This is a genomic window from Streptomyces sp. NPDC000983, assembly GCF_040299205.1.
Taxonomy (GTDB): Bacteria; Actinomycetota; Actinomycetes; order Streptomycetales; family Streptomycetaceae; genus Streptomyces.
The window spans coordinates 1-22,209 of record NZ_JBEPBM010000033.1 but is presented as its reverse complement, the minus strand read 5'-3'; the positions used below and the strand labels follow the sequence as shown (position 1 = coordinate 22,209).

Genomic DNA, 22,209 nt, shown 5'->3' with positions numbered 1-22,209 from the left:
CCGATGAGCAGCCCTGCCTCGACGCCCTCCTCGGCCACGCCCGCGCCCTCCGCCAAAAGCGCACCGCGCCTGCGCGGCAAGCGGGCGAACTCCCCGGCCCGCCCCCGCCGCAGCGTCCTGATGACGGTGCTGGCCTCGCTGGTCGTCCTGTACACCGTGGTGCCGCTGATCTGGCTCGTCATCAACGCCACCAAGACCCAGGCCGGCCTCGGCGCCTCCAGCGGACTGTGGTTCGCCGACGACTTCGCGCTGTGGGACAACATCCGCGACACGTTCACCTACGACGACGGGGTGTTCGGCCGCTGGCTGCTCAACACCCTGCTGTACGTGGTGCTCGGCGCCGGCGGCGCGACCCTGCTGGCCGTGCTCGGCGGATACGCGCTGGCGAAGTTCGACTTCCCCGGCAAGCGCGGCATCTTCGCCCTGGTCATCGGAGCGGTCGCCGTCCCCGGTACGGCGCTGGCGGTGCCCACCTTCTTGATGTTCAGCAAGATGGGGCTCACCGACACCCCCTGGGCGGTGATCATCCCCTCGCTGGTGTCGCCGTTCGGCCTCTACCTGATGTGGGTCTTCGCCTCGGAGGCCATCCCCACCGAGCTGCTGGAGGCCGCCAGGATCGACGGCGCCGGCGAGGCGCGCACCTTCTTCACGGTCGTGCTGCCGCTGCTCGCCCCCGGCATCGTCACCGTGCTGCTGTTCACCACGGTCGCCACCTGGAACAACTACTTCCTGCCGCTGATCATGCTCAAGGACCCCGACTGGTACCCGCTCACCCTGGGCCTGTCCGCCTGGAACTCGCAGGCCGAGACCATCGGCGGCGACGTGATCTTCAACCTGGTGATCACCGGATCACTCCTCACCATCCTGCCGCTGATCGTCGCGTTCCTGCTGCTCCAGAGGTACTGGCAGTCGGGCCTCGCCGCCGGAAGCGTCAAGGAGTGACCCCCGCGGCCCTCGGCCGCCCCACGACCCCACCCGCCCCCGGTCTCCGGGGCAGCGCACTCCCCCACCCTCACCTGTCCCACCCACGAAGAAGTGGAAGCACCGTCATGCGTCAAAAGTCCAGCCGCGTGCTGCGCGGCATCGCCCTCCTCGCCACCCTCGCCCTCGGCGCCACCGCCTGCGGCGGCTCGGACGACGACTCCGCCACCAAGGACGTCTCCGCCTCCGACATCCAGGCCGCCCTGAAGAAGGGCGGGGACATCACGGTGTGGGCCTGGGAGCCCACCCTGAAGTCGGTCGCCGCCGACTTCCAGAAGAAGTACCCCAAGGTCAAGGTGAACCTGGTCAGCGAGCGGTCCGGCGACAAGCACTACACCGCGCTGTCCAACGCGATCTCGGCCGGCAAGGGCGTCCCGGACGTCGCCCAGGTCGAGTACTACGCGCTCGGCCAGTACTCCCTCACCAAGGGCCTCGCCGACCTCGCCCCCTACGGCGCGGACAAGCTCGCCTCGCAGTACACCGCCGGTCCCTGGAACGCGGTGAGCGAGGGTGACGCGGTCTTCGGCCTGCCGATGGACTCCGGCCCGATGGCGCTCTTCTACAACAAGAAGGTCTTCGACAAGTACAAGATCGCCGTCCCCACCACCTGGGACGAGTACCTGGACGCCGCGCGCAAGCTGCACAAGGCCGACCCGAAGGTCTACATCGCCAACGACGCCGGTGATGCCGGCTTCACCACCAGCCTGCTGTGGCAGGCCGGTTCCCGGCCCTACCAGGTCGACGGCACCAACGTGAAGATCGACTTCGAGGACGCCGGTGCCAAGAAGTTCGAGGCCGTCTGGCAGAAGCTGCTCGACGAGAAGCTCCTCGCGCCGGTCAACGGCTGGACCGACGACTGGTACAAGGGCCTGGGCGACGGCAGCATCGCCACCCTGTCCCTCGGCGCCTGGATGCCCGCCAACTTCGCCTCCGGCGTCCCGGACGCCGCGGGCGACTGGCGCGCCGCCCCCCTGCCGGCCTGGACCGCGGGCGACAAGGCCAGCGCCGAGAACGGCGGCAGCTCCCTGACGCTGCCCGCGCTCGGCGAGAACAAGGAACTCGCCTACGCCTTCACCGAGTACGCCAACTCCGGTGACGGTGTCGCCACCCGCGTGAAGGAGGGCGCCTTCCCGGCCACCAAGGCGGAGCTGGAGTCCACCGAGTTCCAGAGCAAGAAGTTCGACTACTTCGGCGGGCAGGAAGCGAACAAGATCTTCGCCGAGTCGGCCGCCAACGTCGCCGACGACTGGTCCTACCTGCCCTTCCAGCCATACGCCAACTCGATCTTCAACGACACCGTCGGCAAGGCCTACGTCTCGGACACCACGCTCGCCGACGGCCTGAAGGCCTGGCAGGACGCCTCGGTCAAGTACGGCGAGGAACAGGGCTTCACCGTCGAGAAGTAGCTCGACCAGCGGCACGTCAACGCCGGGCGGCGCGGCCCTCGGGCCCCGCCGCCCCGTGCACCACTTCGGAAGGAACGCCATGATCTCCACCCTCCAGTCCCGCATGCTCCGCGGGGCGGACGGTGACCCCACTCCCCGTCTGGCCTACGGCGCCGACTACAACCCCGAGCAGTGGCCCCGGGACGTATGGGACGAGGACATCCGGCTGATGCGGGAGGCGGGCGTCACCGTCGTCTCCGTGGGGATCTTCTCCTGGGCGCGCATCCAACCGGACGCGGACACCTACGACTTCGGCTGGCTCGACGAGGTCATGGACCTCCTCCACGCCGGCGGCATCGGCGTCGACCTCGCCACCGCCACCGCCTCCCCGCCGCCGTGGCTGTCCACGGCCCACCCCGAGATCCTCCCGGTCACCGCGACCGGCGAGACCCTGTGGCCGGGCGCCCGCCAGCACTGGCGGCCCACCTCGCCGGTCTTCCGCGAGCACGCGCTGCGCCTGGTCCGCGAGATCGCGACGCGGTACAAGGACCACCCGGCGCTCGTGGCCTGGCACGTCTCCAACGAGCTGGGCTGCCACAACGTCTACGACTACTCCGACGACGCAGCCCGCGCCTTCCGGACCTGGCTGCGCGCCCGCTACACGACGCTGGAGAACCTCAACCACGCCTGGGGCACCGCGTTCTGGTCGCAGCGCTACAGCGACTGGGAGCAGATCCTGCCTCCGCGGCAGGCCGCCTCGCACCCCAACCCGACCCAACAGCTGGACTTCAAGCGGTTCTCCTCCGACGCGCTGAAGGACTACCTGATCGCCGAGCGGGACCTCCTGCGCACGATCACGCCCGGCATTCCCGTCACCACCAACTTCATGGTGATGGGCAACACCAAGGGCATGAACTACCCGGACTGGGCGGGCGAGATCGACTTCGTCGCCAACGACCACTACGTCCACCCCGGCCCGCAGGACCGCGACGAGCTGTCCTTCTCCGCCAACCTGACCAGCGGCATCGCCCTGGGCAAGCCGTGGTTCCTGATGGAGCACTCCACCAGCGCCGTCAACTGGCAGCCGGTGAACGTGGCCAAGCGGCCCGGTGACCTCGCCCGCGACGCACTGCTCCACGTAGCACACGGCGCGGACGCGGTCTGCTACTTCCAGTGGCGCCAGTCCGCCGCGGGCGCCGAGAAGTACCACTCCGCGATGCTCCCGCACGCCGGCGCCGACAGCGACCTCTTCCGTGCGGTGACCGCACTCGGCGCCACCCTCAAGTCCCTTGCCCCGGTGGCCGGTTCGCAGCGGGAGGCGGCCTCCGTCGGCATCCTCTACGACTGGGACTCCTGGTGGGCCAGCGAGCAGGACTCGCACCCCACCGAGCTGCTCGACTACCGGCAGGAGGCCCTCGACTGGTACTCGGCGCTGCTCGCGCTCGGCATCCGCGCCGACCTGATCACCACCCGCAACGACCTCTCCCGCCACCAGGTGCTCGTCGCGCCCGTGCTGCACGTCGTCCCGGCCGAACTGGCCAAGGAACTGACGCGCTTCACGGAACAGGGCGGCCATCTGATCACCACCTACTTCTCCGGCATCGTCGACGAGCACGACCGCGTGTGGCTCGGCGGTTACCCGGGTGCCCTGCGCGATCTGCTGGGCATCCGCATCGAGGAGTTCGCGCCGCTGCTCGCCGGTGTGGGCGTGGAGCTGGACGACTCCTCCACGGGCACCCTGTGGACCGACCGGATCACCGCGACCGACGCGGACACCGAGGTCGTCGTCCGCTACGCGAGCGGCGATCTGACCGGGCTCCCGGCGATCACCCGCCGCCCCACGGGCGCCGGTTCGGCGTCGTACGTCTCCACGCGCCTCGGCGTCGACGGGCTGACCCGGCTGCTGCCGCGCCTGCTGGAGCCGGCCAGCGTGCACAGCGAACTCCCCGCCGCACTGCGGGGATCGGTCGAACTGACCGTACGCCGCGGGACCGCGGAGCGGTTCCTGTTCCTGGTCAACCGGACCGACGCGAGCGTCCCGGTCACCGACCTCGCCGGTGACGTCCTCATCGGCACGACCGGCCAGGACGGTGCCCTCGTCCTCGGCCCGCGGGAGGTCGCCGTCCTGCGGCAGCCGGCCAGCTGAGCCGAGGCACCACCACTCGACGGACACCTCCACACCCCACGACTCCTCGGCGCGGCCCCGGCCGCGCCGAGGGCCATCCCCGCGTGCCGGCACGGCACCAGGGGCCCACCACAGCGACCGCACCGCAGTTGGGAGCATTGATGGCACGCCGTACCCGCAACAGACGCACCCTGTCCGCCGCCGCACTGACCGCCCTGGCAACCGGGGCCGCCCTCCTCACCGTCCCGGTCCCGGCACACGCCGAGGCCGCCGTCACGGTGACGCCCGACCCGTCGTACGCGCACGAGGAGTTCGAGGGCTGGGGCACCAGCCTGGTCTGGTTCGCCAACGCGACCGGCGACTACCCGCCGGCCGTCCGGGAAAAGCTCGCCAAGCTCCTCTTCGGCGACGACGGTCTCGCCCTGAACATCGCCCGCTACAACATAGGCGGCGGCAACGCCCCCGACGTGACGGACTATCTGCGGGCCGGCGGCGCCGTCGAGGGGTGGTGGAACGCCCCCGAGGGCACCACCCGCGAGGACACCGACTGGTGGAGCGCCGACGACAAGGCGGACTGGAACAAGGACGCGGACGCCACCCAGCGCTGGTGGGTGAACCGCATCAAGAACGACATCGACCACTGGGAGACCTTCAGCAACTCCCCGCCGTGGTTCATGACCGTCAGCGGCTACGTCTCGGGCGGCTTCAACTCCTCGGCCGACCAGCTCAAGACCGACTCCGTCGACGACTTCGCCGCCTATCTCGCGGGCGCGACAAGGCTGTTGGAGAAGTCCGAGGGCATCAAGGTCGACACGATCGACCCGTTCAACGAGCCCAACACGAACTACTGGGGCACCACCCTCGGTGCGGACGGCGAGCCGGTCGGCGGCCGTCAGGAGGGCGCCCACATGGGGCCCGCGCTCCAGCAGAAGGTGCTCGCCGCGCTTCCGGCGGCCCTGAAGAAGGCCAAGGTCAAGGCCGCCATCTCGGCGATGGACGAGACCAACCCGAGCACGTTCGCCACCAACTGGAACTCCTACTCCCAGGAGACCAAGGACGTCGTCGACCAGATGAACGTCCACACCTACGGCACCGGGCAGCGCACCACCGTCCGCGATCTGGCCAAGGCCGCCGACAAACCGCTGTGGATGAGCGAGGTCGAGGGCGACTGGGGCGACGGGCAGAGCTTCACCGACATGCGCCCGGGCCTGGGCCTCGCCCAGCGGATGGTCGACGACCTGCGCGAACTGGAGCCCACGGCCTGGGTGTTCTGGCAGCCGGTCGAGGACTACGACAACATGAAGCCGGGCGGCGAGTCCGCCAAGGGCGGCAACTGGGGTTCCATCCAACTGCCGTTCAGCTGCACCTCCACGGACACCCTGGAGTCCTGCCCGATCTACACGAACACCAAGTTCGACACGGCGCGGAACTTCACGCACTTCATCAAGCCCGGCGACCGGCTCATCAAGGTCGACGACACCTCCAGCGCCGCCGCCGTGACCAAGGACGGCAAGGGCGCCTCGCTCGTCCACGTCAACTCCACCACCGAGGCGCGGACGGTCACCCTCGACCTGTCCAAGTTCCGCTCGATCAAGCGGGACGCGACGGTCACCCCGACCGTGACCAGCGCCGACGGCAAGCTCCAGCGCCAAGCCCCGGTCAAGGCCGTCGACGGCAGGGCGACCTACACGGTCCCCGCCCAGTCGGTGACGTCGTTCGCCGTCAAGGGCGTCTCCGGTGTCGCGAAGGACGCCGGCCTGTTCAGCAAGGGCCACTCCTACACCCTGACCGGTGTGCAGAGCGGCAAGGCGGTCACGGTCGCCACGAACGGCACGAACCTGGTCATCGGCGCGGCGAACGGCACGGTCGCGCAGGAGTGGCAGCTCGACGCCCGCTACGGCAGGACCGGCAACCGCCAGCGGTACGTCTTCGCCAACCCCGCGGAGGGCGAGCGGCTCGCGGTGCGGGACAACGTACCCGTGGTGGAACCCGACACCGGCGAGCGGGACCCCGCGACCGAGTGGATCCTGTCGTCGACCGGTGACGGCACCTGGACCCTGGTCAACGCGGCCACCGGGCGCCTGCTCGAAGTCGGCGGCCAGGCCACCCACGAGGGCGCGGCGGTCACCACCTGGCAGGCCAACTCCGGCTCCAACCAGCGCTGGCGGATCACGGACGTGTCGGCCTCGTAGGACCGCACGACGCCGTGATCAACCCCGCCCACCGGATCCGCCTGGACTGCGGATCCGGTGGGCGGACGACCACGGGAGGCGGGCAACTCACCCTGGTCGGCGCGGACTCCACCCCCGCCCGCGCCCACCACGACACCGCCGGAATGTACATCGGCGAGGAGGCCCCGGACGCCCTCAGGTTCCGGCGGATCGGCTCACCGCCGACCATGCCGGCAGTCGGACTTCCGGCCGCGGCACTACGATCACGGCCTTGGCTTCCTCCCCTCTTGAAGGAGGGGGTTCCTACGGCTCGCGCTGTAGGGGTTTCTGCTTCGTCGCCGACTGCCCGCCCGGAGTGCTCCGTTGAGATCTTATACCGGCTCCACAGACAGACGCCGTCAGCCCGACGGCCAGGATGTTCTTCGCCGCGTTCACGTCCCGGTCGTGAATCGTCCCGCAACCGTCGCACGTCCATGTGCGGATGTTCAGCGGCATCCTGTCCCGCAGGGCGCCGCATGCGGAGCACAGCCGGGAGGAGGGGAACCAGCGGTCGACCGCGATCACATCGCGGCCGTACCAGGAGGCCTTGTACTCCAGCAGGCTCCGGAAATCCGACCAGGCCGCATCGCTGATGGCACGGGCCAGCCTTCTGTTCTTCACCATGTTCCGGACGGCGAGGTCCTCGATCACAATCGTTTGGTTCTCACGAACGAGCCGAGTGGAGAGCTTGTGCAGGTGGTCACGCCTGCGGTCACTGATGCGGGCGTAGATCTTGGCGACCTTGCGGCGTGCCTTGGCCCGGTTCGCTCCGTCCCCCTTCGCCTTGCGGGCCAGCTCCCGCTGGGCCTTGGCGAGGCGGGTGCGGTCACGGCGCTCGTGCCGGGGGTTGGCGACCTTCTCCCCGGTGGAGAGGGTCAGCAGGTGGTCGAGGCCGACGTCGATGCCGACGGCCGCATCCGTGGCGGGGAGCGGCTGGACGGAGGGGTCCTCGCACAGCAGGGACACGAACCACCGCCCGGCCGCGTCCTGCGACACCGTCACCGTGGACGGGGACGCACCCTCCGGGAGCGGACGGGACCACACGATGTCGAGCGGCTCCGCCATCTTCGCCAGGGTCAGCCTGCCATCCCGGAACCGGAACGCGCTGGTGGTGTACTCCGCCGACCTCCGCGACTTCTTCCTCGACTTGAAACGCGGGTACTTCGCGTGCTTGGCGAAGAAGTTCGCGAACGCCGTCTGCAGGTGCCGCAGGGCCTGCTGGAGCGGAACGGACGAGACGTCGTTGAGGTAGGCGAGTTCCCCGGTCTTCTTCCAGGCCGTCAGCATCGCCGACGTCCGGTTGTAATTCACCCGCTCCTGCCGCGCCCACGCCTCCGTGCGCGCCGCGAGGGCGAGGTTGTAGACCTTCCGCACACAACCGAACGTGCGCGACAGCTCAACTGCCTGCGCATCGGTCGGATAGAAGCGGTACTTGAACGCCCGCTTCACATGGGTGGCCTTCATGATTCACACGCTAACCCAACTCTTTGTGATGGCGCAGGCAGTTGAGGGTGAACGTCGCTCCCGCCCTGGCGGCGAACCGGCGTTCCCTGCCCTGCTCCGCAGGAGCTTCGTTTCTCCCCCGCAAGCGGGAGGTACCCCCACCCCCGGCTGAAGCCGGGGGTATCCACGAAGGAGAGACCCGATGACGGCACTGGAACCCACCATCCTGGCGACCTCCGGCGGGCATCGAGTCGGCGGGCGCACCAGGGTGGTGTTCGATGCGCTGGTGCATCATGCGGTAGACCTGTCCGGGGTCCATGGCCGGCGCCCGCGCATCATGTACGTCGGTACCGCCATCGGGGACGCCGAGCACTTCACGACTCGCATGGCCGAGGCCGCACGCGTAGCGGGCTTCGACCTGACACCCCTGCATCTGTTCCCGATGCCCAATGTCGACGACATCGAGGGCTCGGTCCTCGACCACGACGTCGTCTGGGTCATGGGCGGTTCGGTGGTCAACCTGCTGGCTGTGTGGAGAGCACATGGCCTGGACCGCATCATGCGCCGTGCCTGGCAGGCCGGTGTCGTGCTCAGCGGGGTCAGCGCGGGCTCCATCTGCTGGTTCCAGGGAGGCCCCACCGACTCGTTCGGGCCGGAGCTGCGGCCGGTTACGAACGCACTCGGTCTCCTGCCGTACGGCAACGGCGTGCACTACGACTCGGACGAGGGGCGGCGTCCGCTGACGCACCAACTCGTGGCGGACGGCACCATCCCCACGGCCCACTGCACGGATGACGGAGTCGGCCTCGTGTACCGGGGAACGGAATTGGTCGAGGCGGTGACCGAAGTCGCCGGCAAGGGCGCCTACATCGTCAGATCCGACGGAGCCAGGGTCGTGGAGGAGCGCATCGAACCTCGTCGGCTCACCTCTGTCGGACGATGACCGCCTGCCGTCGAGATGATTACCGTCAGAACACGTCGCGGGAATCCTCGGCTCTGGATGCCTCGGCGTCGTCGGCCTCTTCGTGCTCCTCGCCGCAATCGGAGCGGCTGTCGACGGAGGCGATTCCGACACCAGCGACAAGGGCACGTCCGCAAGCGCCTCCAGCGCACCGAAGGACAAGGCCGAGAAGGCGCCGGCCGCCAAGGAGCCCACGGCCGCGGAACCCGCCCCGGCAGCCCCGGTGAAGGTCACCGCGAAGGAGACCGCGTTCACGCCGAGCATCCTCGCCGACGGCAGCGACTACACCAGCGTCAAGGTGACGATCACGAACAACAGCGAACCCTCTCCGGCGGCAGGGCCTTCGCACGCCCGGCGGTGACCGTGCAGGAGCGGGGAAAATGCAGAGGAGCGGACGGCCGCGCGCTGCTACGGTCGGGCACCATGAGCTGGCTTCCCGATGACTTCGTCCACCCTGTCCATGTCCCGCTGCCGGGCGGTGGTCATCACCTGCGGCCGATCCGGGAGGCGGACACCCCGCTCGACTATCCCGCTGTGATGGGTTCGCGCGAGCGGCTGTGGACCATCTTCGGTCCGGCCTGGGGCTGGCCAGCGGCCACCATGACCTACGAGGCCGACCAGGCCGACCTGTTGCGGCACGAGAAGGAGATCGCCGCGCACCAGTCCTTCAACTACGCGCTGTTCGACGCGGCGGAGACGGCTCTGCTCGGCTGTGTCTACATCGACCCGCCGGAGAAGGCCGGCGCGGACGGCGAGATCTCCTGGTGGGTGGTGGACGACCTGGTGGGCAGCAAGGTCGAGCAGGCCCTCGACGTGCTGGTGCCGCAGTGGATCGCCGCCGACTGGCCGTTCGAGCAGCCGCGCTTCCTCGGCCGTGAGATCTCCTGGTCGGACTGGCTCGCCCTGCCGGAGCATTCCGACGCATAGGCAGTGATGGACCCTCTCGGCCACAGCCTGCTCGTACCGGGCAGCGCGCCCGGATTGCAGCAGCCGCAGACGGAGGGCGACGAAGGCGTCGGCGGAGACCCGTTCGGAGGCCGGCGGCGTCCTCTCAAGCAGTTCGCTCGGCACCGTAGTAGCCGTGGCTCATCCGGGACCTCATGGGGTCGGTGCCGTCGGCCTCGATGTGCTCGATCAGCATCGAACGCAGCGGTTCGGGCAGGTCCGTGCCTTGCGCTGCAGTCCACTCGAAGGAGCAGAAGAGCTGGGTCGCGCCGTCGAGCTGGACCGGGCTCGGCGAGCCGGTGGCGAGCGCGGCGATGATGAGTTCGGGGTCCTCGGCCAGCAGCATCTGCTGGACCGCCATGTCGTACCACTTCATGCCACTGGTGGGCTCCCTGGCGGAGATCCCGGCCCAAGCCAGGAGAACGCGGATCCGCTCGATCACTTCGGGACACTCATCCTGGGCGATCGTGGTGAGCCGAGTCCTGGCGTCCTTGAGCCGACGTGACCAGGCTTCCAGATCGCGCCCTGGCGGGATGGAAACCTCCGTGGCCGCGTCGCGCAGCCCGGAGGGTGCGGCCTGGAGCCAACGCAGCCGACGCCGTTCCTCCTCGGCCTCCTGCGCGGCCAGCCCCGCCTGAACCTTCCGCGACCGGGTCAGGCCTCGCTCCGCCAGCCACTCGGTGAGTGCCGGACCGTCCTGAAGGTCGGCATCGCAGTCACCGATTCCTCGAAGAGCGGACTGGTGGTGCAGGGTCCAGCAGGCGATGAGCCCACCCTTGACGTCGTAAACCATGATCGTCGGCCGGCCGTCGCACAGGCACCAGTCACCGGCGCCGCCCTCCACAACTGCGAGCAGCTGGGCCAGGTCCGCAATCTCAGCACCGCTCACCACGATCCGCGCCACGTCTGCGGAGTCCGCCACGGCAGGAGAACCCTCAGCGATCACGACGCGACCGGCACGGTTCAGCACCTCGCGCACGCGCGTCGTCGTCGGAGCGCCCTCACCCATGCCGCTCGTGCCCTCGTAGATCACGCCCGCGAGGATATCCGCGCCGATCCGGGGACTGCCCACCATTCTCGACGGACCGGCTTCGACAACTCATGGACCGATCAACGAGTCGCAGCAATCCGGGGCCACGGCCACGCGACGTGACACCCGCAGCTGCATATCTCCGGGCACTGTCACCATCGCAGACATCGGCGTACGGCTCCCCTCATGGCTGACGGGGGATCTACCGCGCGGCGACAGCTTCGATCTCCAACAGCCATGCCTCGTCGTAGATGCCCGTGATGACGACCGTCAACGCCGGAGCGTGGTCGCCCAGTACCTCCCGGCGAATCGCGGAGTTCTCCTCCCGGTAGGCCCTGTCCGACAGGAAGGTGGTCACCTTGACCAGGTCGGACAGCCCCATCCCATGATGAGCCAGCGCCGCGGCCAGGTTCGCCCATACCTGACGGCACTGCGCGGCGAACGCCTCCGGAAGAGTGCCGTCCGGGGCCACGGGAATCTGCCCGGAGACGTACACCAGCCGCGCGGGAGCGGCGACCTCGTAGGAGTGACGGTACCCACCGCCATCGGGAACCACAGGGCCAGGAGTAGTCATGCGCGGATGGTTGCAGCGGGGCAGAGCCGCAGCAACCGAAATGGCCGACCTGGCCAACAGGACACATCAGCCGGCGACGTAGGCCGGGGAACGACGGGAGGCGGGCCAGGTCCCCCGGAGCCGAGGACTGCGAATGGCCGTCCCTCCTGCCGGAGTTGTGGCTGCACGAGGTCCCGGAACCGAAGAGCGGGCCGCTGTCCGGTACGGAGCCCGTACCGGACAGCGCATGGATGTCAGGCTTCGCGGGCGCCTACGTACATGGCCTCGACCAGCTCGGCGTACGCCCGCTCGACGACGGGGCGCTTGACCTTCAGACTCGGGGTGAGCTCGCCGTGCTCGATGTCGAGGTCGCGGGGCAGGACGGTGAACTTCTTGATCGTCTGCCAGCGCTGGAGGCCGCTGTTGAGGCGCTGGACGAAGCCATCGATGAGGGCGTGGACGTCGGGCGAGGTGACAACCTCGGAATAGGGTCGGTCTGCCAGGCCGTTGGCGGCGGCCCAGGGCATGATCACGCTCTCGTCGAGGGCGATCAGGGCGGTGCAGTAGTTGCGGTCGTTGCCGATGACCAGGATGTTGCTGACGAAGGGGCAGACGGCCTTGAAACGGCCCTCGATCTCGGTCGGGGCCACGTACTTGCCACCGGAGGTCTTGAACAGGTCCTTCTTGCGGTCGGTGATCCGGACGTAGCCGTCCTTGTCGATCTCCCCGATGTCCCCCGTCAGCAACCAGCCGTCGGACTCCAGGACTTCGGCGGTCTTGTCGGGGAGGTTGTGGTAGCCGCGCATGATGCCCGGCCCTCGCAGGAGAATCTCGCCGTCCTCGGCGATGCGGACCTCGGTTCCGGGGAGGGGTTTGCCGACGGTGCCCACGCGGCTGTCGTCGGCCGGGTTGACGGTGCAGCCCGCGCTGGTCTCGGTCAGCCCGTAGCCCTCCAGCACGGGGACCCCGGCACCGGCGAAGAAGTAGCCGATGTCGGGCGCGAGCGCGGCGCTGCCCGAGGCGCTGCCGCGCAGCCGGCCGCCGAAAGCCGCGCGAATCTTGCCGTAGACCAGCTTGTCGGCAACGGCGTGCCGGATGGTCAGGGACAGAGGGACAGCGCGCCGGCCGGTGGCGACCATCTGCTCCTGGCCGGTTCTGGCGTAGTCACGGGCGACTTTCGCCGCCCACTGGAAGATCTTGTACTTGGCGCCGCCCTCGGCGCGCGCCTTGGCGGCGATGCCGTTGTAGACCTTCTCGAAGACCCGCGGTGCGGACGCCATGATGGTGGGCTGGACGACCGGCAGGTTCGTGATGATCCGGTCCACCCGGCCGTCCACGGCCATGACGTGCCCGGACTGCACCTGGCCGGCGATCAGGGCCTTGCCGAAGACGTGGGACAGCGGCAGCCACAGGAACTGCACGTCGTCGGCGAGTACCAGGCCCGTCGACTCCTGGGCGACACCCTGGTACGACCAGCAGTCGTGCACCAGCCGCACGCCCTTGGGGCGGCCGGTCGTGCCGGAGGTGTAGATCAGCGTGGCGAGCTGCTCCGGACCGATGCCCTGAACCGTCGTCTCGACGGCATCGGAGTGCTTGGCGAGATACTCGGAGCCGCGCTGCTCCAGCTCGTCGAGGGTGAGCACTTCCAGCCCTTCGACCGCGGCCGCATCAGGCGCGGGGTCGAAGAGCACCATGTACTCGAGGTCCGGCAGTTCGCTCTTGTGCGCGGCGACCTTGGACAACTGCTCGGCGTCCTCCACGAAGATCGCACGACTGCCGGAGTCGGCCAGGATGTACGCCGTCTCCTCCCCCGTCGTGCTGGGGTAGACGGCCGTCGCCGCAGCGCCCGCGCACATCACGCCCATGTCGGCCAGGATCCACTCGATCCGCGTCGACGAGGAGATCGCCACCCGCTCCTCGGGCCGCAGCCCCAGCGCCAGCAGACCGGCCGCGATGGCCTTGACCCGCTGCGCCGTCTGCGCCCACGTCAGCGATCGCCACTCCTCACCGCCGCCGTCGACCGCCGCGGGATACCGGTACGCCTCCCGATCGGGGGTGGCCTCGAGCCGTGACAGGAACAGGTGCGCCACGGAAGGCGGGCGGCTTTCGAGAGGGTACTGCGCGGTACTCATGTCGACCTCCGGGCCCGAGGGCACCCATCACAGATTGATTGACTGGCAAGTAACTTGAGGGGGCAATGCCGAGGCTAGGACGTAAATCGCGGCCTGTGTAGAGGCGTTGGGTCACAAACTCGCTTCCTCCCTCACATGGATGTCGTCGAGATTGCCGGGATCAATCCGGGCAGGCTGCGGCTGCGGCCGATCGCCGGCACTGACCCCGTGGGTGTCGTGCACCTTCACCCAGCGCAGAGGGGCCCAGGTGTTGAAGCCGAGTCGAGTTCGTCGACGGAGGCGAAAAGACGTCCGGCCAGGACGTGGTTGCGAACGATCAGGACCTGACCTTCGCCCCGGCCCTTCCTCGTGGGCCGGTAGGCGGCCAGCACATCGGTGCCGGAGTCGTGGTCAGGCGAACCCGACCGCCTTCGGGCGCAGGCGTACTGCCTCGCACGGTACGACGTGGCGACGGACGACGGTCTCGGTGCGGTCGTAGGCGATCGACATCGGCACCCCCTAATGTCGCGGGTCGCGATGTCAATGCACCGACCGCTCTGAGGGTGGAGTTCATCAGAACAAAGGTGTCGAGGAGTCGGGCTGGGCCGATCTAGGGTCGGCGTCATGGTTTTCACGAAGCTCTTCGACTCCGAGCGCCGCGTCATCGAAGCTGCGGAACGGCTCGCCACCACGCTCGGAAGCGATCCGAACCACACCGTAGCCGCAGCGGCGATGGACACGGCCGGCCGGATCCATGAGGCGGTCAACGTCTACCACTTCACCGGCGGACCGTGCGCCGAACTCGTCGTACTCGGTGCCGCCGCGGCAGCGGGAGCAGGCCCGCTCGTCACGATCGCCGCCGCGGGAGATCAAGGTCGCGGCCTCATTCCGCCGTGCGGCCGCTGCCGCCAAGCACTTCTCGACCTCCATCCCGACGTCACCGTCGCCGTACCGACCGACGACGGACCGGCACTACGCCCGATTCGGAACCTTCTGCCGGACACCTACTTCCACCCGGATGCGGATGCGCGTCGAATTGTTCGGTTCAACAAGCGCTACTACGAGGACATCGCCGCCGGGCGGAAGACCTCCACCGTCCGCCATGACGATCCGATCGCACTGGGTTCCGCGATCTTTCTCTTCGAGGACGACGCAGTCCACCGCACGCTGAATGGCACCGTCACCGGCATCGAACGCCATCGGCTCGATCGCCTCACCACCGAACAAGCTCGGCTCGATGGCTTCACGAGCCTCGACGAGTTCAAGAAGGGTCTCCAGGACCACTATCCCGGCTTGCCCTCCGATGCCGAAGTCGACTTGGTGACGTTTACCATCGAAGCGTCTGACGCCGTGCGGTGATGCAGATGCTGATGCAGCGTGAATGGGTCCACGCCTGATGGGGTTTGAGTGCGGCCGGGGCTGTCGAAGGACAGACATTTCGCGGTCCGTGCGACGGTGAGTCCTGTCCCGCTTGCAATCGCCGACAGGCCCACAGCCGCGCACTCAAGCAGCCCACGGAAGCGTCGAGGCTCAACCGGTTGCTCGGCCAGCCCCACCACTGCCTCAAGATCCGCCGACTGTTCGAGAACCGCCGCTTTCGCATCCTCGGATGAAGTCCTTGGCCCGGTGGCCGCATAGGCCTCGCCCGATCAAGCGGGAGGTTTCACCCAGGGGGCCAGTCGCTCCCCGACTGCCAGATTCTCGCGCCAGTATCGGAAGACGGTTCCCTGGACAATGTCGAGCCGCCCGGCCGCTACCAGGCCGCACGCAGGACTCGGCCCGCCCGCATCGGCCTCGAAGGCAATCAACACCGGAGGGGTCTCACCGACCTGCCGGGCAATGAGAAGAACCTCCTCGGGCGTCGGCGAGCGAAACACAGGGTCCTGGAAGGCAGCCGGACACATGACGAAGACCGGGTCGCTGAACACCAACTCCAGCCTGTGCGCGTACGAGATGTCGTGCCCGGCGCCCAGACGCAACTGGCCGGGGTCCCAGGCGACAATGTCCCAATCCCACCATGACCCTGCGGGAAGCTCGATCACGGCTCGTCGACGGCCCGGGACCGCGCCGTCAATCGGGGATCACCACACCGAGCTCCCGCAGCTGCGGAAGGCAGACCTCCAGGCATGCCTCCGGGGAGACAGCATCGGTGCGAACCAGAAGATCATCCCGCAACGGAGCCCCACTCGCGACGAAGGTCCAGGGCTTCGCTCCATCGCGCATGCGCTCGGCGTCGACCTTGAACAACACCGTCACCCCCTGCTCGGCCAACGACTTCATGACCCGCGCTACGTCCAATGCATCACACCCCCTGCCAGAAATCGAAAAGCCAGGACGCCACACCGGCTCCTTACGGCTCCGGCTTGACCGCCTGGCGTCGCCAGGTGTCTCCGTCCCCGCTACCGCCACCGCCGCCACTGGAGCACAGTCGGCATCGGAGTCGTGCTCTCAGTGGACGTTAAGTCCGTTTCTGGTAGCGGCCTCGTCCGGGCTGGGTGAGGAAGCCTTGCCGGAGGAGGCGTCCGAGACGGCTGCGGGTGATGTTGACGGATGCCTCGTCGGTAGGCATGCCGAGGAGTTCGTGCAGCTCACGGGCTCGGAACTCCTGGCCGGGGTGCTGGTTGAAGGCGTTCACGATGGCCTGGTAAACGCTGTTCGTCGCGGGCGCTTCGGAGTCTTCTTGGGTCGGTGCGAGCTCGGCGATGACTTTCCGGGTGGTCGCCAGGTCCGTGAGTCGTGCTTCGATCTCGGCCAAGGCGGCGCTCAAGCGCCCGATCTGGTCGCGTAGTTCACCGGCCCGAGCCGTGGCCTGCTCGTGCTGCGTCTGGAGGTCTGCCAGGAGCTCGAGGATGTTCACGCAGCCAGCTCGAGGGTGTCGCGCCAGGCCGGACTCGGGGTGGTGAGGCGGCGGGTCATGTTCGCGATGGAGGCCCAGTAGACGCGCGAGGCAGAGGTGTCGGGCCGGTGGTCGTACTCACGGGCCAGACGCCGGTGCAGCATCAACGTGCCGTTGACCTGCTCCACGATCCACCTTTTCGGTTGCGGGACGAAGCCTTTGCCCTGGTCGGCCGGGTTGCGGCGGACGACTTCGACGTCGATGTCCAACAACGCGCCATGGATGAGGACTTCGTCCTTGAAGCCCTGGTCCACCAGGGCCTTCTCCAGCCGCATCCCGCACCGCTCGGCCGCCTGGTCGAGCAGGGCGGTGCCGGCGGTGTTGTCGTGGGCGGATGCGGCCAGCACCACGACGCCGATGATCAGCCCCAGCACGTCCACGGCCAGTCCCCGCTTGCGGCCCGACACCTTCTTGTTGGCGTCCAGCCCCGTCGTGGTCTTCGGGACACCCGCGGCCGCGTGCACGGACTGGGTATCGAGGATCACGAGGGACGGGTCCTCTAATCGCCGGGCTCTCTCCCGTACCTGGCAGCGCAGGAGTTCCTGAATCCGCTGGTCGAGCCCGTCCTGGCGCCACAGGCCGAAGTAGTAGAACACCGCCGACCAGGACGGCAGGTCATGGGGCAGATAACGCCACTGGCAGCCCGTCCGGTTCTGATAGAAGATCGCGTTCACGACCTCCCGCAGATCACAGGATCCAGGATCTCCGGTCGCTGACCGTGCCACCCGGTCCTGTTTCCAGGCCGTGATCATCGGCTCGATCAACGCCCACTGCTCGTCCGATAAGTCGCTGGGGTACGGCTCTCGCTCCATGGCCGTATCTCAGCATGCACATGCCCAGCGGATGGCCCGCCCGACGATCAGTACCTCGATCGAGCGATCACGAACCGAGAAAGATCGGACTTAACGTCCACTCAGCCCAAGCTGCCGACGGTGCGACCAAGTACGGTGCGGAACCGTTCCCGCCCCGCCTCGATGCTTGCTTCCCACACCCCTGCGGCGTCACCGGACACCGAGAGGGACTGGAGCCTGTGCTCCTGGGCGCGGAAGCCTGCACCGACCACATTCTGGTCCAGCATCCCCATCGCCGTGAGCGTCGCATGACCACAGGACACGGCGTCATCAGGGCTCCCGGAGCCGTTGGCCAGCAAGGCCCAACGCAGGACCAGGACGGAGAAGGTGGTGTAGATGCCGACGACATCGGCGATTTCCACATCGTCGCCCGTCGACCTCAGCTCCGGGAACCGCTCCAGCACACGTACGCGCTCCGCGGCATCGCAGAGCGGGCGGTCCACATGCCAGAGGTCGCGTACGGACTCCACGTAGAAATCCACGTCGCCTTTACGGCCCTCTTCACCCACTCGCAGACCCACGAACAGCGGCGCCATGCGTTCGGCGCAGGCGGCTACGTACAGACGGAGCGTCTCTGCGTTCGCGCTTCGGAGGGCCGTCGCGACATCCGGTTCTACCAATGTCTCCACGCCTCCACCTTCCTGTGAGCCGACCGTACAACCGACATGCTCGCAGGAGTCTGGCGCGCTCCAGTGCGCAGGGCACCGGTCGCGGTCGCGGTCAACGCTCGGCGGGTGGGCCAGCCGGGAAAAGCTCGGGGGTCCGGGAGTCATTGGCCGCCGAGGTCCCATGCGTCGAGTCCGCCGTGGATGCCTATCGCCAGCGCCTGGCAATGCCAATCAGCGCAAGTCTTGATCGACATGTCGAGCACCGCATAGCGTCAGGAGGGTGGAAGCAACCCACCGGCCCGCCGCCCGGGTCATCTGCCTGGACGCTGGCCACCGCGTGCTGCTCCTGCATTGGCGGGATCCATTCGACGGGACCTGGCTCTGGGAGCCGCCCGGTGGCGGCATCGAGCCCGGCGAGACACCGCTGGTGGCGGCGCGACGGGAACTGGCCGAGGAGACCGGACTCGACCCGTCTGCCGTCCTTGACCGGTGGGTCCTCGTCGACCGCGATGTGCGGTGGAACGGCAAACGGCACACCGGGACGGAACACTTCTTCGTCGCTCAGTTCGCCGTCGAACAGCCATCCCCGGTGCGGACCGGCCTGCTCCCCGACGAGCAGGCCAACCTGGACACGCATGCCTGGATCCCATGGTCGGATCTGGACTCGCTGCCGGACCAGGTCGAGCCGCCCCAGTTGCTGACCGTGCTCCGCGCCCTCGTGCCGGACGGCCCGTGGGTGTGAACGTCCAACCGACCAGGCGCGCCCCGCTCCGGTTGATGCCGATCATGAGTCCGTCTCGGGCGACGTCGGATAGTTCGCGCTCGCAGCATCCATCGGCTCGGTCGGCGACGCGCTGGACAATGCGCTGATGGAGTCGACCATCGGCCTGTACAAGACCGAGCTGATCAAGCCCCAGCGACCCTGGCGCACGCTGTCCGAGGTCGAGCTCGCCACTGCCGAGTGGGTCGACTGGTACAACCACCGCCGGCTCCACGAAAAAATAGGCCACGTCCCGCCCGCCGAATACGAAGCCGCCTCCTACCTGACAGTCACAAAACCACTGGTCACAGTCACACCATAGAGTCTCCGGCCAAGCCGGTGCGGTTCAGTTCTGCCACCTGAGTAAGGCATGCGCTGGGGTGGACGCCCGCTTGCCGCCTCGGCCCGACCACCGTGCCGGATATCGCGGTCGCAGCTCACCCTTGTGCCACGACCCCTCCCATCAAACTGGTGGAACTCGAGGAACAGGAACCTCAAAGACGAGTTCGAGACCGTCCTCCTCGTCCCATTGCTCTCCGACTTCAACGAAGCCGAAGCCCGCGATCGTGGCCAGGGATGCCGCGTTGTCGGGACTGATCGTCGCCCGCACGGTGGTGACGGCGGGTTCGGCAGCTGCCCGGCGGAGCAACTCGATCAACGTGGATCGGGCGTACCCCTGGCGCCGGAATTCCGGCGCGATGGAGTAGCCGATCTCGACCATGCCAACCTCATCGGGCGGTCCGTGGAACCCGGCATGTCCGACGACGAGACCCTCGTCGCCAACGACGGCTTGCCGCACCATCCAGCGCGCATGGTCTGGATCAGCAGCCATCTGGTTGAGCCGGAACTGCCACAGCCACCGTGCTCTGTCGGTCACGAAGTACTCGGTGAGCGAAACCCCGGCCGTCCTGCCGGCTCCGGACAGGTCTCCGTCCAGCAAAGCGGCCATCGCCCCGCCGGACAGCTCGACGAAACGGACGACTTTTGGGCTCCGCGTGAGCGGTCTCTCATGATCGGCTTCATCTGTCACCTGCGGATGTTCGCTGACCGGCCCGAAGTGTGTCCACCGATTTCAAAGCTGCCCGGCAAGCGACCCGCAGCATCGTGCGCCATCGCACGGCCACGCCGGTGAACGCCACACCGTCGCAATGCTCACGACCACCAGAACGCCCCGCCTCGCACGAGGCGGGGGCACCTTCACGCAAGGGAATCCACTCCACCCGTGCCGTACAGGCACGACCGGACGGCACGGACGCCGACAGGGTCGCCCTCGGTCAGCGGCTGTTGGGGCTCAAGCGCGCGGCAGCCGCGGCGACGAAGGCCACGGACGCTTCCTTGGCCGCATGCCGTCGGGCGTCCAGTTCGGTGCGGTCAGTGGCCTTGCGCAACGCGTACGTGGCATCCGCGGCCTGCTGGGCGGGACCGGCCAGTTCGGGGACCAGGACCTGAAGGCGCAGGTGGGGCGCGGTGATCGCCGCCCGGGTGTCGTGGGACCTCGTCTGGGCCTCCAGCTGGTGCTCGGTGCCCGCCTCGGTCAGGGCCAGACGCTCCCGATGGAAAATCGCCGAGCGGTGCGCGTCCAGGGCAGCCGCGAAGTCAGTGACGGCGCCGAGCTGGTCCTGGCGATGGCTGTCGGCGCGCTGCTCGGCGCGCGCGGTGCGTGCCGAACGGTGCTGGAGCACTCCGGCAGTCAGGGCACCGGCCAGGGTACCGAGTACAGCAACGATCGAAGGCCATATAGACATTAAGTGTCAGGTCCTCTCAGGCAGTCGGTCCGGTGGTCAGGCCTGGTGGACAGCAAGATACGCGGCGGCGATGTCAGGGGCCCGGGTCACGTCCGCAGCGCCCGGGGCCCGGCGGTCGGTATCCCGCGGCTGGCGCTTCCGAAGCTCGCCGACTGCGCGCCTCCCTGCGCGCTGTGGGAAGTTCTGTGAACCCGTACGTCGCTGCCCTCTGGTGCTGGCCGAACCCGATCCGCCTGGGCAGGACGGGTTTCCCATCGTCTGTCCGAGCGCCATGTACCGCTCGTGTCCGCGGGTGCGTGCCGGTCGCATTGTCATCGATCGCGCCAAAGATCATCAGGTGTGGCCCCTGGATCTGGCGTGCTCCGGGGACGTGCGCTTTCGGTAGCGTGACCATGTACTGCACGGGGTGTCCATGTGCCCAACTGGTCCGTGCGACGGCTTCCGGCTAATGGTGTGAGGCGGCAATGAGTGATCTGACGAAGCCCGAGGTGGACGTGCCGGAGGGAGAGGCTCCCACCGAGCTGACCATCCGGGACCTGGTCGTGGGGGACGGAGCCGAGGTGAAGCCGGGCATGGTGGTCAGGGTCCACTACGTCGGGGTGACCTTCGAGTCCGGGAAGGAGTTCGACGCGTCCTGGGACCGCGGTCAGCCGTACAAGTTCGCCCTGGGCGGCGGCAAGGTCATCAAGGGCTGGGACCGGGGGGTGCGGGGGATGAAGGTCGGCGGTCGGCGCGAGATCATCGTTCCCCCGCGTCTCGGCTACGGCAATCAGTCGCCTTCGCCGTTGATCCCGGCGGGCTCGACGCTGGTCTTCGTGGTGGACCTGCTGGACTCGTATTCCAGCACAACCGGCTGGAGCATCCCTTAGACAGAGCCGGCAGTCACAGTCAGGCCAGTTGGGGCGGCTGCGAACAGGGCACGCTTTTCGACGTCGCACGCAGACGGGGAGCGGCCGATGCATGCTCCCTCGGGGCACTGCGACGCGGGGCTCGTGTGCGAAGGGAGAGACGCGATGAGTGGCTCATGCGGGTTCCTGGCAATGACCGACCGACCGCGACGACCAGCGCAGTGTCAGCGTCGAAGACGACCTGACGGGCAATGAAGTGGCGGCAGTTCTTCACTTGTTCGGCCACCGAATGATCACGGGTGGGTACCAGGGGGCGTCAAGGAACACTGCGGGGCAGCACACGACCGTTTCTCGGCTGCCATCCGCATGGGCGCGCAAAGCACCTTCGACATGCGCACCAGCCCCAGCACATGTGGCCGGTTCCTCGCGTGCTCCACCACTGACAATTGTTCCGGAATGCGACCTTCCAGGCTTTCGGGGTGGAGTGCGGGGTACGCGAGCGATCACAGCGTGACCGACACCACTGGAGTGGCGCGCTCGACAGATGAGCCCACAGAGCGGACGAGGGAGCACAGAATGCGTTTGACCAGGCGGGTCGCGACGATGACAGTGGTCGGCATTTGCGTTTTAGGCATGGCCGGCTGCGGTTCGGACGACAGTGCCGAGGGGGCGTTCGAGGGCGAGAGTGCGGACGCGATCGCGGCGAAGGCGGTCGAGGCGACCCGGGATGCCGATTCCATGCGCATGCAGGGTGAGG

General features: G+C 68.1%; 21 protein-coding genes and 3 pseudogenes. 12 read left to right on the top strand and 12 right to left on the bottom strand.

Annotated elements, in window-relative coordinates; translation table 11 throughout:
• The first annotated feature begins 3 nt into the window (after positions 1-3).
• From ABT296_RS29465 to ABT296_RS29450, 4 genes are all read left to right on the top strand, one after another.
• Positions 4-942 (top strand): carbohydrate ABC transporter permease, encoded by a 939-nt coding sequence (locus tag ABT296_RS29465; protein WP_351931714.1) that lies wholly within the window; start codon positions 4-6, stop codon positions 940-942.
• A 107-nt stretch (positions 943-1,049) separates the two neighbouring features.
• A complete protein-coding gene (locus tag ABT296_RS29460; RefSeq protein ID WP_351931713.1) occupies positions 1,050-2,387 on the top strand; it encodes an ABC transporter substrate-binding protein in 1,338 nt (445 codons plus the stop codon).
• A gap of 79 nt (positions 2,388-2,466) precedes the next feature.
• Positions 2,467-4,512 (top strand): beta-galactosidase, encoded by a 2,046-nt coding sequence (locus tag ABT296_RS29455; RefSeq protein WP_351931712.1) that lies wholly within the window; start codon positions 2,467-2,469, stop codon positions 4,510-4,512.
• Positions 4,513-4,652: 140 nt separating this feature from the next.
• Entirely contained in the window at positions 4,653-6,683 is a 2,031-nt protein-coding gene (locus ABT296_RS29450) for an RICIN domain-containing protein (protein WP_351931711.1), read from the top strand.
• A gap of 282 nt (positions 6,684-6,965) precedes the next feature.
• Here ABT296_RS29450 and ABT296_RS29445 read toward each other — a convergent pair whose 3' ends face one another.
• Entirely contained in the window at positions 6,966-8,165 is a 1,200-nt protein-coding gene (locus ABT296_RS29445) for an RNA-guided endonuclease InsQ/TnpB family protein (RefSeq protein WP_351931710.1), read from the bottom strand.
• Between the two features lie 181 nt (positions 8,166-8,346).
• Between ABT296_RS29445 and ABT296_RS29440 the strand changes: the two genes are divergently transcribed.
• The 3 genes from ABT296_RS29440 (at position 8,347) to ABT296_RS29430 (ending at position 10,032) form a co-directional block, all read left to right on the top strand.
• Positions 8,347-9,087, top strand: coding sequence for a Type 1 glutamine amidotransferase-like domain-containing protein (locus ABT296_RS29440; RefSeq protein ID WP_351931709.1), 741 nt, complete (start codon positions 8,347-8,349; stop codon positions 9,085-9,087).
• Positions 9,088-9,169: 82 nt separating this feature from the next.
• Positions 9,170-9,466, top strand: coding sequence for a hypothetical protein (locus tag ABT296_RS29435; RefSeq protein WP_351931708.1), 297 nt, complete (start codon positions 9,170-9,172; stop codon positions 9,464-9,466).
• Between the two features lie 62 nt (positions 9,467-9,528).
• Complete coding sequence (locus ABT296_RS29430; protein WP_351931707.1) at positions 9,529-10,032, top strand: GNAT family N-acetyltransferase; 504 nt, start codon at positions 9,529-9,531, stop codon at positions 10,030-10,032.
• Positions 10,033-10,156: 124 nt separating this feature from the next.
• On the opposite strand, the gene ABT296_RS29425 is transcribed toward ABT296_RS29430, so the two are convergent.
• From ABT296_RS29425 to ABT296_RS29415, 3 genes are all read right to left on the bottom strand, one after another.
• Entirely contained in the window at positions 10,157-11,083 is a 927-nt protein-coding gene (locus tag ABT296_RS29425; protein WP_351931706.1) for a hypothetical protein, read from the bottom strand.
• A gap of 199 nt (positions 11,084-11,282) precedes the next feature.
• Positions 11,283-11,654 (bottom strand): RidA family protein, encoded by a 372-nt coding sequence (locus ABT296_RS29420; RefSeq protein ID WP_351931705.1) that lies wholly within the window; start codon positions 11,652-11,654, stop codon positions 11,283-11,285.
• A gap of 233 nt (positions 11,655-11,887) precedes the next feature.
• Entirely contained in the window at positions 11,888-13,765 is a 1,878-nt protein-coding gene (locus tag ABT296_RS29415) for an AMP-dependent synthetase/ligase (protein WP_351931704.1), read from the bottom strand.
• A gap of 603 nt (positions 13,766-14,368) precedes the next feature.
• Between ABT296_RS29415 and ABT296_RS29405 the strand changes: the two genes are divergently transcribed.
• Positions 14,369-15,103: an ASCH domain-containing protein gene (locus ABT296_RS29405; RefSeq protein ID WP_351931703.1), complete on the top strand. Its 735-nt coding sequence runs from the start codon at positions 14,369-14,371 to the stop codon at positions 15,101-15,103.
• A gap of 290 nt (positions 15,104-15,393) precedes the next feature.
• Here the strand turns inward: ABT296_RS29405 and ABT296_RS29400 are convergent, their stop codons facing one another.
• The 5 genes from ABT296_RS29400 to ABT296_RS29380 all read right to left on the bottom strand — a co-directional run bounded on the left by ABT296_RS29400 (position 15,394) and on the right by ABT296_RS29380 (position 18,120).
• Positions 15,394-15,786, bottom strand: a complete 393-nt coding sequence (locus ABT296_RS29400) for a hypothetical protein (protein ID WP_351931702.1) — start codon at positions 15,784-15,786, stop codon at positions 15,394-15,396.
• A 28-nt stretch (positions 15,787-15,814) separates the two neighbouring features.
• Positions 15,815-16,024: a hypothetical protein gene (locus ABT296_RS29395; RefSeq protein ID WP_351931701.1), complete on the bottom strand. Its 210-nt coding sequence runs from the start codon at positions 16,022-16,024 to the stop codon at positions 15,815-15,817.
• Between the two features lie 178 nt (positions 16,025-16,202).
• Entirely contained in the window at positions 16,203-16,601 is a 399-nt protein-coding gene (locus ABT296_RS29390; protein WP_351931700.1) for a hypothetical protein, read from the bottom strand.
• Positions 16,598-17,452 (bottom strand): IS5 family transposase, encoded by an 855-nt coding sequence (locus ABT296_RS29385; protein WP_351931699.1) that lies wholly within the window; start codon positions 17,450-17,452, stop codon positions 16,598-16,600. Before ABT296_RS29385 ends, ABT296_RS29390 begins: the two co-directional genes overlap by 4 nt.
• Positions 17,453-17,553: 101 nt before the next feature.
• Positions 17,554-18,120, bottom strand: a complete 567-nt coding sequence (locus tag ABT296_RS29380; protein ID WP_351931698.1) for a hypothetical protein — start codon at positions 18,118-18,120, stop codon at positions 17,554-17,556.
• A gap of 259 nt (positions 18,121-18,379) precedes the next feature.
• Between ABT296_RS29380 and ABT296_RS29375 the strand changes: the two genes are divergently transcribed.
• Both ABT296_RS29375 and ABT296_RS29370 read left to right on the top strand, forming a co-directional pair.
• A complete protein-coding gene (locus ABT296_RS29375) occupies positions 18,380-18,841 on the top strand; it encodes an NUDIX hydrolase (protein ID WP_351931697.1) in 462 nt (153 codons plus the stop codon).
• A gap of 88 nt (positions 18,842-18,929) precedes the next feature.
• Positions 18,930-19,181, top strand: a pseudogene (locus tag ABT296_RS29370) (integrase core domain-containing protein); the annotation flags it as partial.
• 141 nt (positions 19,182-19,322) lie between these two features.
• On the opposite strand, the gene ABT296_RS29365 reads toward ABT296_RS29370, so the two are convergent.
• Together ABT296_RS29365 and kilB are read right to left on the bottom strand one after the other, a co-directional pair.
• The gene (locus ABT296_RS29365) at positions 19,323-19,808 is read right to left on the bottom strand and encodes a GNAT family N-acetyltransferase (protein ID WP_351931758.1); all 486 of its coding nucleotides are present in this window, start codon (positions 19,806-19,808) and stop codon (positions 19,323-19,325) included.
• Between the two features lie 325 nt (positions 19,809-20,133).
• The gene (gene kilB, locus ABT296_RS29360; RefSeq protein ID WP_351931696.1) at positions 20,134-20,541 is read right to left on the bottom strand and encodes a plasmid transfer protein KilB; all 408 of its coding nucleotides are present in this window, start codon (positions 20,539-20,541) and stop codon (positions 20,134-20,136) included.
• A 527-nt stretch (positions 20,542-21,068) separates the two neighbouring features.
• On the opposite strand from kilB, the gene ABT296_RS29355 reads away from it, so the two are divergent.
• The gene (locus ABT296_RS29355) at positions 21,069-21,473 is read left to right on the top strand and encodes an FKBP-type peptidyl-prolyl cis-trans isomerase (protein ID WP_351931695.1); all 405 of its coding nucleotides are present in this window, start codon (positions 21,069-21,071) and stop codon (positions 21,471-21,473) included.
• 157 nt (positions 21,474-21,630) lie between these two features.
• Here the strand turns inward: ABT296_RS29355 and ABT296_RS29350 are convergent.
• Positions 21,631-21,762 (bottom strand): annotated as a pseudogene (locus tag ABT296_RS29350) (IS5/IS1182 family transposase); the annotation flags it as partial.
• A 266-nt stretch (positions 21,763-22,028) separates the two neighbouring features.
• On the opposite strand from ABT296_RS29350, the pseudogene ABT296_RS29345 reads away from it, so the two are divergent.
• Positions 22,029-22,209 (top strand): annotated as a pseudogene (locus ABT296_RS29345) (hypothetical protein); the annotation flags it as partial.

Bases quoted from the DNA above. Each gene is read 5' to 3' on its own strand.
- ABT296_RS29455 (WP_351931712.1), top strand. From the start codon at position 2,467: ATGATCTCCACCCTCCAGTCCCGCATGCTCCGCGGGGCGGACGGTGAC.
- ABT296_RS29365 (WP_351931758.1), bottom strand. From the start codon at position 19,808: ATGGCCGCTTTGCTGGACGGAGACCTGTCCGGAGCCGGCAGGACGGCC.
- ABT296_RS29355 (WP_351931695.1), top strand. From the start codon at position 21,069: ATGAGTGATCTGACGAAGCCCGAGGTGGACGTGCCGGAGGGAGAGGCT.
- ABT296_RS29405 (WP_351931703.1), top strand. From the start codon at position 14,369: ATGGTTTTCACGAAGCTCTTCGACTCCGAGCGCCGCGTCATCGAAGCT.
- ABT296_RS29445 (WP_351931710.1), bottom strand. From the start codon at position 8,165: ATGAAGGCCACCCATGTGAAGCGGGCGTTCAAGTACCGCTTCTATCCG.
- ABT296_RS29415 (WP_351931704.1), bottom strand. From the start codon at position 13,765: ATGAGTACCGCGCAGTACCCTCTCGAAAGCCGCCCGCCTTCCGTGGCG.
- ABT296_RS29430 (WP_351931707.1), top strand. From the start codon at position 9,529: ATGAGCTGGCTTCCCGATGACTTCGTCCACCCTGTCCATGTCCCGCTG.
- ABT296_RS29385 (WP_351931699.1), bottom strand. From the start codon at position 17,452: ATGGAGCGAGAGCCGTACCCCAGCGACTTATCGGACGAGCAGTGGGCG.
- ABT296_RS29440 (WP_351931709.1), top strand. From the start codon at position 8,347: ATGACGGCACTGGAACCCACCATCCTGGCGACCTCCGGCGGGCATCGA.
- ABT296_RS29420 (WP_351931705.1), bottom strand. From the start codon at position 11,654: ATGACTACTCCTGGCCCTGTGGTTCCCGATGGCGGTGGGTACCGTCAC.
- ABT296_RS29465 (WP_351931714.1), top strand. From the start codon at position 4: ATGAGCAGCCCTGCCTCGACGCCCTCCTCGGCCACGCCCGCGCCCTCC.
- ABT296_RS29450 (WP_351931711.1), top strand. From the start codon at position 4,653: ATGGCACGCCGTACCCGCAACAGACGCACCCTGTCCGCCGCCGCACTG.
- ABT296_RS29460 (WP_351931713.1), top strand. From the start codon at position 1,050: ATGCGTCAAAAGTCCAGCCGCGTGCTGCGCGGCATCGCCCTCCTCGCC.
- ABT296_RS29395 (WP_351931701.1), bottom strand. From the start codon at position 16,024: ATGAAGTCGTTGGCCGAGCAGGGGGTGACGGTGTTGTTCAAGGTCGAC.